Annotated in this window: 21 protein-coding genes; 14 read left to right on the top strand and 7 right to left on the bottom strand. The window is 26.6% G+C overall.

Annotated elements, in window-relative coordinates:
• Positions 1-54 precede the first annotated feature (54 nt).
• On the bottom strand, positions 55-744 hold the full coding sequence (locus I4U66_RS02600) for a YoaK family protein (protein WP_092926422.1): 690 nt from the start codon (positions 742-744) through the stop codon (positions 55-57).
• Positions 745-973: 229 nt separating this feature from the next.
• Between I4U66_RS02600 and I4U66_RS02605 the strand changes: the two genes are divergently transcribed.
• Positions 974-1786: an alpha/beta fold hydrolase gene (locus tag I4U66_RS02605; RefSeq protein ID WP_092926421.1), complete on the top strand. Its 813-nt coding sequence runs from the start codon at positions 974-976 to the stop codon at positions 1784-1786.
• A gap of 276 nt (positions 1787-2062) precedes the next feature.
• Here I4U66_RS02605 and I4U66_RS02610 read toward each other — a convergent pair whose 3' ends face one another.
• Together I4U66_RS02610 and I4U66_RS02615 are read right to left on the bottom strand one after the other, a co-directional pair.
• Positions 2063-2716 carry a helix-turn-helix transcriptional regulator gene (locus I4U66_RS02610; protein WP_195928413.1) on the bottom strand — a complete coding sequence of 218 codons (654 nt, stop codon included), beginning with the start codon at positions 2714-2716 and terminating at the stop codon, positions 2063-2065.
• 20 nt (positions 2717-2736) lie between these two features.
• Positions 2737-3921, bottom strand: coding sequence for a M20 metallopeptidase family protein (locus I4U66_RS02615; RefSeq protein WP_195928414.1), 1185 nt, complete (start codon positions 3919-3921; stop codon positions 2737-2739).
• A gap of 241 nt (positions 3922-4162) precedes the next feature.
• On the opposite strand from I4U66_RS02615, the gene I4U66_RS02620 reads away from it, so the two are divergent.
• On the top strand, positions 4163-4543 hold the full coding sequence (locus I4U66_RS02620; RefSeq protein ID WP_195928415.1) for a DUF1540 domain-containing protein: 381 nt from the start codon (positions 4163-4165) through the stop codon (positions 4541-4543).
• 109 nt (positions 4544-4652) lie between these two features.
• Here the strand turns inward: I4U66_RS02620 and I4U66_RS14980 are convergent, their stop codons facing one another.
• Positions 4653-4985 carry an EFR1 family ferrodoxin gene (locus tag I4U66_RS14980; protein ID WP_334298728.1) on the bottom strand — a complete coding sequence of 111 codons (333 nt, stop codon included), beginning with the start codon at positions 4983-4985 and terminating at the stop codon, positions 4653-4655.
• A gap of 242 nt (positions 4986-5227) precedes the next feature.
• Here I4U66_RS14980 and I4U66_RS02630 point away from each other — a divergent pair, with 242 nt between their 5' ends.
• The 4 genes from I4U66_RS02630 to I4U66_RS02645 all read left to right on the top strand — a co-directional run bounded on the left by I4U66_RS02630 (position 5228) and on the right by I4U66_RS02645 (position 8857).
• Entirely contained in the window at positions 5228-5428 is a 201-nt protein-coding gene (locus I4U66_RS02630; RefSeq protein ID WP_166505180.1) for a cold-shock protein, read from the top strand.
• 247 nt (positions 5429-5675) lie between these two features.
• Entirely contained in the window at positions 5676-6179 is a 504-nt protein-coding gene (locus I4U66_RS02635; protein WP_195928416.1) for a CarD family transcriptional regulator, read from the top strand.
• A 387-nt stretch (positions 6180-6566) separates the two neighbouring features.
• Positions 6567-7868, top strand: a complete 1302-nt coding sequence (locus I4U66_RS02640; RefSeq protein WP_271957177.1) for a D-alanyl-D-alanine carboxypeptidase family protein — start codon at positions 6567-6569, stop codon at positions 7866-7868.
• 146 nt (positions 7869-8014) lie between these two features.
• The gene (locus I4U66_RS02645; protein WP_195928418.1) at positions 8015-8857 is read left to right on the top strand and encodes a L,D-transpeptidase family protein; all 843 of its coding nucleotides are present in this window, start codon (positions 8015-8017) and stop codon (positions 8855-8857) included.
• Positions 8858-9066: 209 nt separating this feature from the next.
• On the opposite strand, the gene I4U66_RS02650 is transcribed toward I4U66_RS02645, so the two are convergent.
• Positions 9067-9717, bottom strand: a complete 651-nt coding sequence (locus I4U66_RS02650; RefSeq protein ID WP_195928419.1) for an N-acetylmuramoyl-L-alanine amidase — start codon at positions 9715-9717, stop codon at positions 9067-9069.
• 178 nt (positions 9718-9895) lie between these two features.
• Between I4U66_RS02650 and I4U66_RS02655 the strand changes: the two genes are divergently transcribed.
• From I4U66_RS02655 to I4U66_RS02685, 7 genes are all read left to right on the top strand, one after another.
• Positions 9896-10408, top strand: coding sequence for an ECF transporter S component (locus tag I4U66_RS02655; RefSeq protein ID WP_092926403.1), 513 nt, complete (start codon positions 9896-9898; stop codon positions 10406-10408).
• Between the two features lie 161 nt (positions 10409-10569).
• Entirely contained in the window at positions 10570-10962 is a 393-nt protein-coding gene (locus I4U66_RS02660; RefSeq protein ID WP_092926401.1) for an ArsR/SmtB family transcription factor, read from the top strand.
• An 11-nt stretch (positions 10963-10973) separates the two neighbouring features.
• Complete coding sequence (locus tag I4U66_RS02665; RefSeq protein WP_092926399.1) at positions 10974-11717, top strand: metallophosphoesterase family protein; 744 nt, start codon at positions 10974-10976, stop codon at positions 11715-11717.
• Positions 11718-11868: 151 nt separating this feature from the next.
• Positions 11869-12195: an arsenic metallochaperone ArsD family protein gene (locus I4U66_RS02670; protein ID WP_092926397.1), complete on the top strand. Its 327-nt coding sequence runs from the start codon at positions 11869-11871 to the stop codon at positions 12193-12195.
• Positions 12196-12453: 258 nt separating this feature from the next.
• The gene (locus I4U66_RS02675) at positions 12454-12810 is read left to right on the top strand and encodes a hypothetical protein (protein ID WP_092926395.1); all 357 of its coding nucleotides are present in this window, start codon (positions 12454-12456) and stop codon (positions 12808-12810) included.
• Positions 12811-13121: 311 nt separating this feature from the next.
• Complete coding sequence (locus tag I4U66_RS02680) at positions 13122-13481, top strand: PH domain-containing protein (protein WP_092926393.1); 360 nt, start codon at positions 13122-13124, stop codon at positions 13479-13481.
• 48 nt (positions 13482-13529) lie between these two features.
• Positions 13530-14165: a hypothetical protein gene (locus I4U66_RS02685; protein WP_092926391.1), complete on the top strand. Its 636-nt coding sequence runs from the start codon at positions 13530-13532 to the stop codon at positions 14163-14165.
• A 107-nt stretch (positions 14166-14272) separates the two neighbouring features.
• Here the strand turns inward: I4U66_RS02685 and I4U66_RS02690 are convergent, their stop codons facing one another.
• Together I4U66_RS02690 and I4U66_RS02695 are read right to left on the bottom strand one after the other, a co-directional pair.
• Positions 14273-14746, bottom strand: a complete 474-nt coding sequence (locus I4U66_RS02690; RefSeq protein ID WP_166505189.1) for a GNAT family N-acetyltransferase — start codon at positions 14744-14746, stop codon at positions 14273-14275.
• A 262-nt stretch (positions 14747-15008) separates the two neighbouring features.
• Positions 15009-15212: a helix-turn-helix transcriptional regulator gene (locus I4U66_RS02695; protein WP_092926387.1), complete on the bottom strand. Its 204-nt coding sequence runs from the start codon at positions 15210-15212 to the stop codon at positions 15009-15011.
• Positions 15213-15449: 237 nt separating this feature from the next.
• Here I4U66_RS02695 and I4U66_RS02700 point away from each other — a divergent pair, with 237 nt between their 5' ends.
• Positions 15450-16097 (top strand): VanZ family protein, encoded by a 648-nt coding sequence (locus tag I4U66_RS02700; protein ID WP_207743599.1) that lies wholly within the window; start codon positions 15450-15452, stop codon positions 16095-16097.
• The last annotated feature ends 31 nt before the right edge of the window (positions 16098-16128 follow it).

A 16128-nucleotide genomic window follows, 5' to 3' on the forward strand; every position in this document is an offset into this window, starting at 1 on the left:
ATTTTACTCCCATGCCTAAGATGAATTTCTTAGGTATGGGAGTTTCTTATAAAATTAAACCATACTACATTCATAGATATTTATCCAAACTGCTTGTGTTAATAATATAAAACTACAAACCCATACAGCCTTAGTACTTATAGCAATAGATATTAAAGTCCCTGGAATAGCTCCTAATGCAAAAGAGAAAGTAAGACATGTAAAAATAATTAACTTTCTTATAGAATCTTTACTTTTTTCGTCTAATGCACTATATAATAATTGACCAACATTTCTAATATTTCCTGTACATATAGTTGTGTTAAATGCAATACCAAGGCATTCTCTAAATAAACACAGCTGATATCCCATAAAAAAAGAAACTAGATTAGTAACAATAATATCCGGGAAAGAAGTAGGTATAAGTCCTATAAAGAATAGTGCAATTGCTTCTAAGATTAGGGCTAGTTTTCTCCAATCTCCTTTAAATTTATGTATTACAAGTAGAGCTTTAACTAGTTCACTAAATGCAGCACCTAATATACAAGCAACAATTGGAATAAAGTAGCTTAGTGCACCTTGCCACTGACCAAGTGCTATGTTAATTCCTAATTTAGACATATTAGCAGTGTGCATATTAGCTAATATATGATGCCTTGTAATGTAGGTATATCCATTCATATACCCTCCAACAATGGTTACTATCATTATAAATATAGGTTTTTCCCAAGGAGGGACTTTCTGTTTTATTTTATTATTTTTCATATAATTTTACCTCTTGACATGTGAAAATTACTATTAATGATATATATTATACCCTAAATTATGATAGTTCTTTAAAAATAAAATATTAGTATGATTAAAAGCATTTAGTATTTTAACTTACGATATTTGAAAATTAAAATACAGGATAAAAAGGCAAAAGACAACTTACATATTTATATCAATAAGAATAAGCTACTAATAAAGACTTTCTATTAATGGAGGTATTTGTATGGGATATTATGTTAAAGTAGAATCAAATGTAAAACTTTACGTAGAAGATCTTAACCCAGAGGGGAAGAAGACAATCTTGTTTTTGCACGGGTGGCCAGGGAGTCATAAATTGTTTGAATATCAGTTTAATCAGCTTCCTAAAATGGGATATAGATGTATTGGTATAGATCAGAGAGGATTTGGTAAGTCAGATAAGCCTTATGAAGGTTATGACTACGATAGATTGTCAGACGATGTTAGATGTGTGGTTAATGCATTAGGGCTACATAATTTTACACTGGCAGGACATTCAACTGGAGGAGCTATAGCTATCAGATACATGTCTCGCCATAAAGGATACGGAGTATCTAAACTTGCTCTTTTTGCAGCAGCAGCTCCTAGCCTTATCAAACGTTCAAATTTTCCATATGGTTTAGAAAAAGAGGAGGTTACCAAAATTATTGAGGGAACATATACTGATCGTCCTAAAATGTTGAGTGATTTTGGTGACATTTTTTTCTTTCAGTATATAACTAAACCATTCTCTGATTGGTTCTTGCAATTAGGCTTACAGGCAGCAGGTTGGTCAACAGCAGCTATTGCAAATACTTGGATAAATGAAGTGTTATTTACTGATCTAAGAGAAATTAATGTTCCAACTTTAATTATTCATGGAATTCATGACAAAGTTGTTCCATTTTCACTAGGCAAAGTACAAAATCAAAGTATTAAAAACTCAAAGCTTGTACCATTTGAATTTAGTGGTCACGCATCCTTTTATGATCAGCAAGAGAGATTTAACGAAGAATTGGTAAAATTTATTGAAGAATAAAGTTTTGTAGAATTAAATCTAGTATGGTATTGTAAAAATATATATAGCTTTAATGAGATTATTAATATTGATGAGTATATTGGTAGTAGGACTATTTAAGATGAGTAAGGGGTACTTGGTAAGTGTTAAGGGGAAGAGATTAAATTATAGGATAAATAAAGAGGAACGATTCGTTCCTCCTTATTTATACGTAAAATAGAATTTACCAAGTTTTAGGTATGATGACAGTATTTTGGTAAAAATCAATTTTGGTATACTAGTTACATCAATTAAAAATTATAGATAATTTTTTAATTTATTCATGTTATCATTGTATTTAATTATAGGCCCGGTGTAATATTTATCACATTTTAAAGCATCAAATACCATATTCATTAAAACTAATTTATACTCCTCATCATAACAATATAAATACAATCCTTCCTTTTTTAAAACATAAGAAATAGGAAATACTTCCATGACAGTATTTTCAAGCTGTAACTTTACAAAAGACTTATCATCTATAGCATCCTCAATTACTTTATATACATCTTTTTTATTAATACTTTGGTCTTCATCTAAGTCTATTATAAATATTTCTTTTAATTTTTCTAATATTTTATTACATCTATCAGAGTCAACTAGCCTAAATTTTTCAATAAGATCTGTCTTTTTTAAGTCTGGTTTTATATGCTGAGAAATATATAGTGATAATATTAAATCTTTATAATCATTGTCAGTTAATATATATTTAGCTATTATATAATTTTTATCTATTTCTACTCCACCATTTACACCTCGATATGAAATTATAGGAATACCCAATAGCGATAATTTATCTAAATCTCTCTGTATAGTTTTTTCACATACATTAAACATCTCTGCTAAATTCTTTATTGTAGTTTTAGAGTTGATTTTTAATAGATAAAAAAGTATTTCTAATAATCTCATATCTTTCTCCTTTTAATTAATTACTTATTATTTTTTAGCCACTGAATAGCACAATAAGCATGCATTGCTGCTCCTGTAACCATTATATCCTCATTAAATACAACTTTATTATTATGCATAGGAAGTCCATATAGTGGATTTTCTTGTTCAGTACCTGCACCTAGCATAAAGTAAACACTTGGAACTTCATATGAGTAAGATGCAAAATCTTCAGAGCCCATACCTCCACCTTCAAATGAAACAACAGATTTTTCTCCAACTAAATCTTTTACATAGTTTCCAAGTTCATTAGCTAAATTTGTATCATTTGTAAGAGGTGGAACAGAGGATAATTCTATAAGTTGTGCTTGTCCTCTAAACATTTGTGCTGTTGAAGTTACTATTTCACTCATTCTATTAAATATAAATTCTCCTAATTCTTTATCTAAACTTCTTATTGTACCTTCCATAACAACTTCTTCAGGTATTATATTTGGAGCATCTCCACCAGCAAATTTACCAATTGTTAGTACTGCTGGTTTAGTTGGAGATATTTCTCTACTAATTATCTCTTGTAAAGATAAATATATATGAGAAGCAATATTTATAGGGTCTACGCCTGTTTCAGGAAGAGCACCATGGCATCCAGTTCCTTTTACAACTATTCTAAATCTAATACATCCTGCTATACTAGTTCCTAATCCATATAATACAACATTTGAAGGTGTTCCAGAGTGAACATGCATAGCCATAGCAGCATCAACTTTAGGGTTTTCAAGCACACCTGCTTTTAACATATTTTTAGCCCCAGTAAATCCTTCCTCATCTGGTTGGAATACTAATTTAACTGTACCTTCAATTTGATTTTGGTTTTGTTTAAGTAGTTTAGCTGCTCCTAAAAGCATTGCAGTATGCATGTCATGACCGCAAGAGTGCATACATCCATTTGTTGATTTAAAATCACACTCAGTAACTTCCTCCATTGGAAGTGCATCCATATCTGCTCTTAATAAAAATGTTTTTCCTGGTTTATTTCCTTGTATAGTAGCTATTATACCACTTTCACAAATTTCTTTTGGATTATATCCAAATGATTTTAATGTATTTATTACAAAAGTCTTTGTTTTAGGTAATTTAGCCCCAACTTCTGGATTACTATGAATTATTCTTCTATAATTTACTATTTCATCTTTTATTAAATCTGCTTGTTTTATAAAGTCATTCATATATATGCACCTCTTTATTAATTTTGATAAAAAATTTGCTTATATTATATTTTTCACTATATACAGTAAAAAATTCTTTAAGATATAAAGTGTTTTTTTTAATATAAACCTTAAATAGGACATATATAGTCTGTTTTATAGATATTATTTATTTTTTTAGATAAAGTTAAACACATCAAATCGAATTATATTTTGCATTTTGGAAATAATAAAATAGATATTTATTAAGGAGGAAAACAAAATGCAAAGTGGGAATTTAAAATGTAATGCAACTGATTGTATACATAACATAAATTATGACTGTAAGGCAGGTGCCATACATGTAAGTGGGCTTGGTGCAGTAGAGGTTAAAGGGACTAGTTGTACAAGCTTTGTAGATAGAGAGAGTAGTAGTTTAGCAAATAGTTTAGCTGGAAGTCCTAATGAGAAAGAATCATTTTTTAATAGTTCTAATAACAGTTTTGTAAATAGTACAGGGGATTCAACTACAAAACCATCTGATATAAAATGTGAGGCTCATAATTGTAGATATAATGAAAATAAAAAGTGCCATGCAGAATATGTTGAAATAGATAAAGTCGATGCATATTGTAATTCCTTTGATTATGGAGGACATATTTAATACTATAAAAAATACGCTTCTTAAAAATATTGATAGAAGCGTATTTTTGGTAGGTATCTATAATAATTTGTAATATAAGAATAGACGAGTATATTAAGTCTTAGAAGGTTTATTTTAAATAGTACCTTTCTTTATTTTGAGTACTATTTTTATACTCAATAGCCTCAGTAGAGCAACCACAAATACATGCCATACAATGAGTACAATTATTTTTCCAAACTGGCTTTTGATTATTTAAATTAATATTATTTAAAGAACAGAGTTCTACACATTTTCCGCAGCAAATGAATTTATCAGTATAATGAAACCCCTTGGCATGAACAAATATTTTATAAAAAGCTATATTTGTTATACCACTTTTAATTGTGCCACCTAAGCTGCTAGGGGTGATAGTTTCAAATTCATTTTCAGCATTTATATAAGAAATAATTTTAAGACCTATTTAGGTTGTATAGACTATATATTAAAATGTGAGCACACACTGTTAATTCTAAGCGATACCTTTAGCAGCTGAGTCAGATTTAATAAATTAAAAATATACACTAATATAAAATAAATAAGACAGATTTAAAATAAAAAATATATAATAGTATCTATTATTATATATTTATGATATAATAAATATTGTAGAGATACAAAAGCAAGTCAAGAATATCTTGATGCAGGTTCAATAGGAGAAGTTATATGAATAACGGAATAGTAAAATGGTTTAATAATGAAAAAGGTTTTGGATTTATATCAGTTGAAGGTGGAGATGATGTTTTTGCTCATTTTTCGGCTATACAATCAGATGGATTCAAATCATTAGAAGAAGGTCAAAAAGTAAGCTTTAATATAGTTAAAGGGGCTAGAGGTCCTCAAGCAGAAAATATAACTATATTATAATATATACATTGTTATTAGAAAGATTCCTTAGTGGGGTCTTTTTTATATTTATAACAGTATAAAGAGTTGAATATAATATTAATAATAATATTTAATATAGAAAATAATTTAAACTTAAAATCTACATTACTAGTAAACTTTAAATAAAATACTATATTAGTATACAGTACAGCTTTAGAAAGATAAATCTAGTTAAATAGGCTAAGTTTTATTTTCATATATAAAATAAAAGAGGAGAGATAAAAGCATGTACAAAATTGGAGAATTTATTATTTATAGTAATTGTGGATTATGTGAAGTAGAGGATATAGGTCCACTTAATATTTCAGGTATTAACAATAAAAAGGATTATTACACACTAAAACCAATATATGAAAATGGAAAAATATTCACACCAATAGATACAGATGTATTTATGAGAGCAATTTCTACGTATGAAGAAGTTCAACAATTAATAGAGGGTATTTCTTCCATGGAGGAAATGGACTGTAATGAGAAAAGTGTAAATTTATTGCAATCTAAATATAAACGTTTTATTAAAAACTATGAGTGTGTAGATTTATTAGCTGTAATATTAGGTGTTTATAAGAAGAAATATAATGGAAAAAAACTAGGTCAAGTAGATGAAAAGTTTATGAAACTAGCTCAAGGATTAATTAATGATGAATTTTCAATTGCCTTAGGAATACCTAGAGAAGAAGTAGAAAAATATATTAAAGAAAAAGTTAGAGATAGACAATACAATAACTAAAAATATAACTATTAATATTTATATAGATATATATACTAGAATATTATATTTAATAATACAATTGTGGATTTGATTGTTGAGAATTATCTTTAACATTGAAATTTACGAAAAAGCTATTGATAAATTATCAATAGCTTTTTAATTTTATATAAAAAATATATCTCTAGATAATAGAAGATAGTTGTTATTTTTCACATTATAAATAAGTTTTTGTTTATTTATTATTAATATAGTATAATTAAAAAGAAATCGATTAAATCACTCTTATTCTATTAGTAAGAGTGCTTTCTTACGTCTAAGAAGGCTATATTTAGGCTAAGACCAAGAAAAAAGCTATAAAACTTTAAAAGTAGCAACTAATAATATACGATAGAAATGAGGTTTAAAGTGAAAAAATTTAAGTCTTTTAAGACAATAATTCTAACAATTTTAATATTAGCACTAACATCTGTTAGTAGTTTAGCTAATGCCCAAGATAACACAGGTCAAATCCAAGGAATAGTTGCTCAGTCGGCAATAGTTATGGATATGGATACTGGTGAAATTATAGCATCAAAAAATGCCGATAAGCAGATGCCTGTAGCAAGTACTATAAAATTACTAACATCATTAATTTATGCAGAAAATACTTCAAAGTCAGAGCAGATTTCGTTTACTGAAGATGCACTTAAAACTACTCAAACTGCATTAAATAACTTTAAAAAAGTTAATCCAGGAGATAAAATTTCAAGTGATGATCTTATGAAAGCCGTTATGATTTTTTCTGCTAATGATGCTGCATATTTAATGGCAGACTCTGTAGCTGGAAATACTAAAGATTTCGTAAAGATGATGAACGACAGAGCAAAGTCTATGGGATTAAAAGATACACATGTAGTAAATCCATGTGGATTAGAAAGCAATGCTCTAAATCCAGAAAATAAAGAAATAAACTTATCAAGTGCATATGATATAGCAATAATTGCAAGAGAAGCTTTTAAGAATGAATGGATTAGAGATACAATATCAGAAAAAAATAAAAAGGTAACTGTTAACCTAGCAGGATCATCTGTTATTATTGAAACAAGAAATAAAATGCTTGGCCAACATGGCAATATAGGTGGAAAGACAGGAAATGAAGCTAAAGCAGGTCGATGTTTTGTTGGTTTCTTTGAAAGAGATGGTAGAAAATTAGTTACAGTTGCTCTTAATTCTGTGTATGGGGCAAATGATGTAGATGTATTTAATGATACAAAGATAATTGCAGATGATGGATATAATGCTAAAAAGCAAGTATTTAAAAAAGCTGGAGAAAAGATTGATACTCTAAAATTAGAGTACAAGTTATTTGGGTTATTCGGGCCTAAAAAGACTGTAGATGCTCCAATTGTAGTATCAAAAGATATAATGTATTATAAAAATCCTATCAATGATAAAAATGCAAAAATAGAATATAACACTAAAGATAAAAATGCATGGAAATTAGCAGATAAAGAAGTAGAGCTAACATTTTCATTACCAAATTATAAAGCAAAGGTACCAGGAAAAGTGGATATATCATTATTTGATTTAATTAAAGCTAATATAGTACCATATGGTATTTTTGTTGCTGTTGTAGGAGTTGTTTTAGCAATGTCTATAATATTGTATAGGAAAATATCTACAAATAGAATGCGTAAAAGAAAAGGATATATATTTTATAAAAAATAAATATAAAAAGCACATTGATTAATTAGTCAATGTGTTTTTTATATTTAAGAATAAAAATTTTGTATTAGCTAGTATTGAGTATAATGGTGCCAAATAAAGAAAAAGCCTCATAGGATATTATAAGAAAGTAAATTTAGAGGTGAAGTATGAAAGAATATAAAAGACAACAACAAAATTTATATAAGTATACCTTAGCTAACACTAATCTAAGAGAAGAAAAGTCTACTTCTTCAAATGTAATCACTGTAATACCTGCAAGGTCTAAGGTTCAAGTTATTGAAGCTGAAGAATATTGGTATGAAGTATTATATAATGGAAAAAGAGGATATATATATAGTGATTATTTATCCAAAACGAAATATACATGGACAGATGTTACTTTAAGATCTTATCCATCTGCTGAATCAAATCCAGTAACTACAATTCCTCCAAAATCTATAGTACAAGTTCTGTCTGTAAATGGAGATTGGAGTCATGTTATGTATAATAATCAAGAAGGATATATATTTAGCTATTTCCTTTCTGATGATGGAAACCCACCTAAAGAATATGATTTTAAGTACTTTTACACAGATATGACAAAGTTTGTAAATGATAATAAAATTAAAAGCCCTACTACAAATTTAATTACAACAGATTTAAAAAATAAGCTTACTTATATATTTGAAAAAAATTATGATGGTTCCTGGAAATTACTTTATAAGTGGTCATGTACAGTAGGAAAACCTAGTACACCAACTATTAAGGGAACTTTTTATGTTAGCGGTAGAAAGCCTTACTTTGGTTCTGATATTTATAGGGTAAAATACGCTACTAGAATCCGAGGTAGCTACTATTATCATTCAATTTTATTTAATGCAGCAGGAACTGAAATAATTGATGATAGACTTGGTATGGCTTTGAGCCATGGATGTGTTAGATTAGCTACAGAAAATGCTAGGTGGATTTATAATAATGTATTAGATAAAACTACTATAATTATAAACTAACTGATAATTTAAATTCATTTTAATTTCTTTAAGTCTATAATTTTCAGATAATATTATCAATATAAGATGTATTTGAATATAGATTAAGTATAAGGTTTAATATTTATAAGAAGGAGGAACGAATCGTTCCTCCTTGATTTATATATTATTAAAATTGAGAATAAATATAATTAGATAATATATTTTATACTTTTTTACACATCTATCTCTTATATTATATAAGCATCACTAAATCCTTTAGATATAGCTTTGTTTTTAAGATTTATAGCATTTTCACTATCCTCAAAAGCTCCTATACACACACGATATAGTTTTTTATTATTCACTTCCTTATTTTCAAAAGATAAAAGCTCTTTTGATATTGTATTTGCTATATTTTCCAGGAAATAACTATTAGATAGATTTTTCTCAAATTCTATATTTGATATAAAATCTATTTCTATTAATAGTGCAGGCATTGTTGTTTTTCTAAGCACATAAAATTCCTTAGATATTTTCACTCCTCGATTTTTAGTATTTATTGATTTTGATAGGGAATTACAAATGTTTTTAGATAGATTATATAGTTTTGAATTTTTGTCGTATACCCATACTTCGCATCCTCTTACTGATTTATTACTTGATGAGTTTAGGTGGATGCTTATAAAGTAATTACATTTTTCTTTGTTTGCCTTATTTACTCTTTCTTCTAGTGTGTGGTATGTATCATTTGTTCTACTTGTTATTATAGTTTCATTTGATTTTTCTAATGTATTTTTTATTAAGTTTCCTACCTTTAAGACTACGTCGCTTTCTTTTGAAAACTCTCCCAATGCTCCTGGGTCTTTGCCACCATGACCAAAGTCTAAGTACCATTTCATATTATCAACTCCTTTTTATTAGATTCTATTAGAGAGATGCTTTAAGTTAAATTAATATATGTGTATGAGTTTAGTTTGTCCTTAAAAAACAAATTGTATGGTTACAATTAATATTGAGAATTTTTATAAACACAAATATAATTAACTTATAAGATACTAAAAATTTGGAGGGAGTAAAATGGATAATAAAACTAAAAAAATTGTAATAAATGGACTTATGATAGCCTTAGTATGCCTTGCTACAATGACTATTCAAATTCCAATACCTGGAACACAAGGATATGTAAATGTAGGTGATAGTGTAATATTTATTTCATCAATTTTATTTGGACCATTTACAGGAATGATTGCAGGGGGAGTAGGTTCAGCACTAGCAGATATTTTAAGTGGATATTCTCATTGGGCATTATTTACTCTTATTATAAAAGGTTTAGAAGGATATATAGTAGGTGTTACTATATTAAAAAGACATACAATGATAAATATGGTTTCTTCAACTTTACTAGGAAGTATAGTTATGGTAATTGGTTACTTTTTAGCAGGTATATTATTAAATGGAGGTGTTTTAGTTTCAGCAGGTTCTATACCAGCAAACATAGTTCAAGGAATAACAAGTATAGTTATAGCAGTTCCTATTACTTGCTCTTTAAGAAAAACAAGTTATGTAAAGCGTCTTAATGCTCAACACTAAAAATAAAGTCAAGGATTTTTATCCTTGGCTATTTTTATTATATTAAGCTAATTATAAAGAAGAAGGATATAAAAAAGAATTGATATAATAGTTTACAAAATTAATTTTTTAGCATACCATATGATTAAAAGTGAATATGATAATTTGATGAAGGAGATTTTATGAAGATAATACGAATGTTAAAGGCTCTAGGAGATGAAACTAGAATAAGAATAGTCAATATTTTAAGAGAAGGTCCATTATGCGTTTGTGAAATTGAATCAATACTTAGAATTACACAATCTAATGCATCTAGGCATTTGAATAAGTTAATGAATGCTAATATAGTTACTTATTACAAAGAGGCAAAATATGTGTATTATAAATTAGATGAAAAAACTTTAAAAAAATATAACTTTATAAAAGTTTTTTTAGAAAATGAATTAGATAAAGAGGAAAAATTAAAATATGACTATGATATTTTAACAGCCTATAAAGATGCTGGATTAAATTGTGAAAATGTATCTAAAGTTAAAGATATAATTTGTAAAATTAACAAAAGAAAATCACTTTAGGAGGGAAGAACATGAGAATAGCAGTAATATCAGATATACACAGTAATATATATGCACTTGATAAAGTTTTATTAGATATTGACAAAAAAAATGTAGATATGATAGTATGCACAGGTGATCTAGTAGGATATGGAACTCGACCAAATGAAGTTATACATAGGATAAAGGAAGAAAATATACTTACTATAATGGGAAATTATGATGATGCTATAGGAAACTCTAAAATAGTATGTGGATGTGATTATCCAGATCCTAAAGATGCTCATAATGCTGGACTTTCAATGCATTTTACAGGGAAAGAAATAACTGAAGAAAATAAAAAATATTTAAGAAATCTTCCGAAAGAAGTAGTATTAATTTTTAACAATAAAACTATAAGATTTGTTCATGGAAGTACTAGAGTAATAAATGAATACTTAAAGGAAAACTCTAAAGAAGCAGATGAAGTTATGAACGAGTTGGTAGAGGATATATTAGTTTGTGGTCATACGCACATACCATATGCAAAGTATCATGGAGAAAAATTACTTGTAAATGCAGGAAGTGTAGGAAAGCCAAAAACTAATAGACCTGATGCAAATTATGTAATTATAGATATAAAAAATGATGATGAGTTAGCAAAAACGTATTCAAGTGTTGAAGTTGAAATAATTGAAGTAGAATATAATTTTGAGAAACTAGCAAAAGAAATTGAGGAAAATGAAATACTTCCAAATAAATTTGCAAGACTTATAAGAGAGGGTAACTCAAAATAAATCTATATTTAAGATAATATATTTATATTAAATATAAGTAAACATATTCATAAATTTGAATATGTTTATATAAGTAAGAAGTATTTGTTGAAGTAGCAAATAAAACCAGATACTAGTTTGTAAAATAAAATTATATAGAAGGTGAATAATTGTGAGAATAGAGATTTTTGAATCAATGAATTATGGAATACAAGGTTTAACGGATACATCTAAGGATATGAAAGCTTCAAAATTTTATCAAGATTTAAATATGTTAAAGTCTCAATATAACGATATAGAAGTTTTAACTTATAAGGTGGATGTATATGGAGCTAGACCTAAAAAAATAGATTTTTTAATAAATACAGGTGGAAATAAATTAGTCAAGGAAATGAGCAATAAAAAGTTACCCATAATATTTATAAATGATGAGATTATCAAATGTGGAGAATATCCAAATATAGAAGAAATTAAAGCGTATATACAAGCTAGTAATTAGTTTTAAATATAAAATCAGAAAAATAAGAATAAGGAGGAGCGATTCGTTCCTTATTTTTATTTGCATAATATGTAAAAATATAATTGAAAGATTAAAAAAGCAATATATGAAAGGTATATAAAGTATTATGGAAAAAGAAATAATATTCTTGTTTAATTAATTTTAAAAATTAATATATGTGTATATATTTGATATAAATCGTAACTATTATATCTAACCTAATCTATTATATAATTATAAATAAAAGGGGAGATTTATATGTCAAATATTAAAAATGATTGTAATATTATTCAAAATCATATAAAAAAATCAAAGTCTAATCTAAGTGTATTTATGTATACAACTAACGCAATTATGTTTATGCTAATGACACCTTTTGTTAAACTTCATGAGAAACACTTTAATAAAGTTGAAGAATATGTAAGTATCCTTAATGATTATTGTAAAGAAAATAATTTAGATATAAAATTTGATAATTTTTATGAGGTTCAAAACTCATCTATTATGTACAGTCAAACACAGTTAGGGTCATTAACAATTAAACAATATGAAGCAAGAATAAAATATTTAAATACTCTTAACGAGAATATTGAGTCTTTAAAAGGGTGTATATAAATAATTGTGAATCGTAATTAAATTATTTATATATTTTTATAACTTAATAACATAAATAAAAAGTGATTTAGAATAATTTCTAGTCACTTTTTTTATTTAACTAAACATTTTTAAAAGGTCTTATTTTACAATATATTAAATGAAAAAATTAATATATTAATATATTTAACTGTAAATTCTACCAAAAAAATATAAAAAAATTAATAAGACGACTAAAAATGGCAAATTTCGACAAGGTAGATATGTATAATTAATATGGTGAAAATCAAAATAACAATATCTGGTATTCAATAAAGAAAAGGAGATAAAGTATGAACATAGTAAAATTAGGATTTTTCGGATATGAAAATATGGGAAAAGAACATGAAGGATTCAATCACTTCTTAGGAACTAATGAAGAAATAATATACTCATTTAAAGGAATAAGAGATGAACTTGTATTTACAGACAAAAGAGTAATAATGCTTAATATCCAAGGATTAACAGGAAAGAAAAAAGAATTTAGGTTTTTCCATTACAACAAAATAAACAGCTATGCAATAGAGAGTTCTGGAAGTTTTGATTTAGATAGTGAAGTTAAGTTAGTAATAGGTAGTGTTCAATATGAGTTTGAACTAGGCAAAGGCATAGATGTAATGGCTATAGGTAGATTAATAAGTGATGCAGTATAAAAATTTTTAAATAGGAATAATAAATTTTGTATTAAGGAGAGCAATTATATGAATAAGTTTTTAACTAAAATTAGGGAAATGGGTGCAAAGAAAGTAATAAGCTATATAGTTACATTTGTAGTAGCAATTTTCCTAGGAATAGGTATGGGAGCATCTGGTATGGTATCAAAAGCTGACTATGACGAATTAAAATCAAAGTATGATAAAGTAAGTAATGAACTAGAAAGCTCAAAGAACACAGTAAATGAATTACAAGCAAAAGTAGATGAAGCAAAGCCATTTTTCGAAATGAAAGATGCAGAAAAAGAGGCTATGAAAATAGAAACTCATAAAAAAGAAGAAGAAAATAAAAAAGAGCAAGAAAGAATAGCCAAAGAGAAGAAAAAAGAAGAAGAAGCAAAAAAACAAGCTGAATTAGATGCAAGAAGTATAACTTTAGGAAATGGAACTTATTTAGTAGGTAAGGATATACCAGAAGGTGTATATGATTTATATGCTGTAAAAGGTGGAGGAAATGTAATGTCATCTGACTTTAGAGTAAATCTAATAATGGGCGTAAGTGGAAATGATGATTTTTATCAAAGAGAAGAACAAAATGTAGTATTAAAGGATGGCACTAATATAGAGCTAAAGGGAGTTACAATAAAATTTGTTCCAGATGATGGGTACGTTATAAATAACTAATAAAAAAAGAGGAACGAATCGTTCCTCTTTTTTTATTAGGATGTGTTATATACTAGAGATAAAATTTATAGTAGGAGTAAAATGCTTATAAATTTAAGATTATTCATTTAATATGCAGATAAACTGGAATTTATATATTTTTTCATTATATAATTCGTTAGCCTTATACCATTTCTCTCAACAAATTGTTTTTTTATTACTTTATATCTACGCTTTTCAAAAAATGGTTTTGCAGTTATGGATGAATGAGTTATAATGTATTCTACATGGTATCGCTTTTCTAATTTATCGCAAAGAGCAGTAGCAATACCAATGTTTTGATAATCCTTATGTACATATAATCTATCTAGATATCCTTCATTATTAATATCACCAAAGCCAATTATCATATTATTTTCTTCTGCAACCAATGTATAGTTATTTAAAAAAGATTTATCCCATTTATAAATATCAATATTTCCTGTAGCCCATACATTTAATTGTTCTTGTGTATAGTCTTTTGCATTAATGAAATGAACAGTATTATAAAACAAATCTGCTATTTTATCACAATCACTTGATTTATATTCCCTTATCTTCATATTTCTTTTCCTCCGAAATTTCTATTTAATTTAAATACATACTTGGTCTTTATTAAATATCTTTTTAAAACTTTATATATCTATATTACAACTTAATTTAAAAAAAGTAATTAATTATCAACAATTATTTAAAATAGAGCAAAATAAAAAAAGACCAGTTTTTTCTAGTCTTTTTATTGTTTATAATTTTATATATTATTTAGTATAACAAGTTTATATTTTAAGTTATTAATTGGTTAATTACAATATTTTTCAATACTATTTAAAATTCAAAGATAAATAGTTTTTCAAGGGGAGTATTTAACTCCTTTGAAATTCTAACAGCTAATTCAAGTGAAGGATTGTACTTTGCATTTTCTAAGCGAGCTATAGTTTCTCTTCTAACATTAACTTTATTAGCTAATTCTTCTTGGGTTAATTCATTAAATTGACGATACTTTTTTAAGTTACTAATAAATTTTGCCATAATTTTAGTTTCCTGTATCAAATTTATAAGTTAAAAATACCCCCTGTTAATGTGATATATTTATATCTCTATATTACACATATATCACACTGACTTTATATATGACTTAAATTAAAAAAATACACCTTAATAAATATTAAGAGCTTCTTAATATTTTCTTAATATTTAAAAATTACTATTATGCTAGTATTTATATTAATAAACAAATCAAATTTTGAAAGGAGATAACTTATAATTATGTCGAGTCTTTATCCATTTATTTGTGTAATATTACCTTGTGTAATATACCAAATATTTGCTATAAAACAGGGAGATTTAAAAGAAAAAACATATCTAGTACCACATTTAATATGGGTATATATTTTCTTAATTTATATTTATTTAGCAATTAGTGTAGCAGGGATTGGTAGTGTATGGGATATAGGTCAATATAGTGGAATTATTAGATTAGAAGAAATAAATTTAATTTTATTTAACTCAAATGGTATTTTGACTTATATTTTAAATATTATTATGTTTATGCCTTTAGGATTTTTACTTCCTTTGATTTGGGAGAGATTTAGAAATCCTATTAGAGTATTTCTAACTGGAGTAGGCTTTTCATTAGCAATTGAGATTTGTCAACTATTCAACCATAGAGCTACAGATATTGATGATTTAGTAATGAATTCTTTAGGTGCTGTTTTGGGGTATTTTATATGGGTACTTGTAAGCAATTTATTTAATAGCATAAATAAAGAAATTGCTTTTATATCTAAAAGTGAAGATACTGTGGATACATATAAAACCACTATGTCCATATTTAAAAATGAGGCTATCATATATATTATATTATCTGTTTTAGGAGAATTTTTCTTGTACAATTGGTATATTTTCCCTAACTAAGCTATTATATATTAAAAAGATAACTTTTGTA

The sequence above is a fragment of the Romboutsia sp. D33t1_170424_H2 genome (genome assembly GCF_015669105.1).
GTDB classification, from domain to species: domain Bacteria; phylum Bacillota; class Clostridia; order Peptostreptococcales; family Peptostreptococcaceae; genus Romboutsia_C; species Romboutsia_C hominis.

Coding starts and splice junctions, on each gene's coding strand:
- I4U66_RS02600 (WP_092926422.1), bottom strand. CDS start 744: ATGAAAAATAATAAAATAAAACAGAAAGTCCCTCCTTGGGAAAAACCT.
- I4U66_RS02605 (WP_092926421.1), top strand. CDS start 974: ATGGGATATTATGTTAAAGTAGAATCAAATGTAAAACTTTACGTAGAA.
- I4U66_RS02610 (WP_195928413.1), bottom strand. CDS start 2,716: ATGAGATTATTAGAAATACTTTTTTATCTATTAAAAATCAACTCTAAA.
- I4U66_RS02615 (WP_195928414.1), bottom strand. CDS start 3,921: ATGAATGACTTTATAAAACAAGCAGATTTAATAAAAGATGAAATAGTA.
- I4U66_RS02620 (WP_195928415.1), top strand. CDS start 4,163: ATGCAAAGTGGGAATTTAAAATGTAATGCAACTGATTGTATACATAAC.
- I4U66_RS02630 (WP_166505180.1), top strand. CDS start 5,228: ATGAATAACGGAATAGTAAAATGGTTTAATAATGAAAAAGGTTTTGGA.
- I4U66_RS02635 (WP_195928416.1), top strand. CDS start 5,676: ATGTACAAAATTGGAGAATTTATTATTTATAGTAATTGTGGATTATGT.
- I4U66_RS02645 (WP_195928418.1), top strand. CDS start 8,015: ATGAAAGAATATAAAAGACAACAACAAAATTTATATAAGTATACCTTA.
- I4U66_RS02650 (WP_195928419.1), bottom strand. CDS start 9,717: ATGAAATGGTACTTAGACTTTGGTCATGGTGGCAAAGACCCAGGAGCA.
- I4U66_RS02655 (WP_092926403.1), top strand. CDS start 9,896: ATGGATAATAAAACTAAAAAAATTGTAATAAATGGACTTATGATAGCC.
- I4U66_RS02660 (WP_092926401.1), top strand. CDS start 10,570: ATGAAGATAATACGAATGTTAAAGGCTCTAGGAGATGAAACTAGAATA.
- I4U66_RS02665 (WP_092926399.1), top strand. CDS start 10,974: ATGAGAATAGCAGTAATATCAGATATACACAGTAATATATATGCACTT.
- I4U66_RS02675 (WP_092926395.1), top strand. CDS start 12,454: ATGTCAAATATTAAAAATGATTGTAATATTATTCAAAATCATATAAAA.
- I4U66_RS02680 (WP_092926393.1), top strand. CDS start 13,122: ATGAACATAGTAAAATTAGGATTTTTCGGATATGAAAATATGGGAAAA.
- I4U66_RS02685 (WP_092926391.1), top strand. CDS start 13,530: ATGAATAAGTTTTTAACTAAAATTAGGGAAATGGGTGCAAAGAAAGTA.
- I4U66_RS02690 (WP_166505189.1), bottom strand. CDS start 14,746: ATGAAGATAAGGGAATATAAATCAAGTGATTGTGATAAAATAGCAGAT.
- I4U66_RS02695 (WP_092926387.1), bottom strand. CDS start 15,212: ATGGCAAAATTTATTAGTAACTTAAAAAAGTATCGTCAATTTAATGAA.
- I4U66_RS02700 (WP_207743599.1), top strand. CDS start 15,450: ATGTCGAGTCTTTATCCATTTATTTGTGTAATATTACCTTGTGTAATA.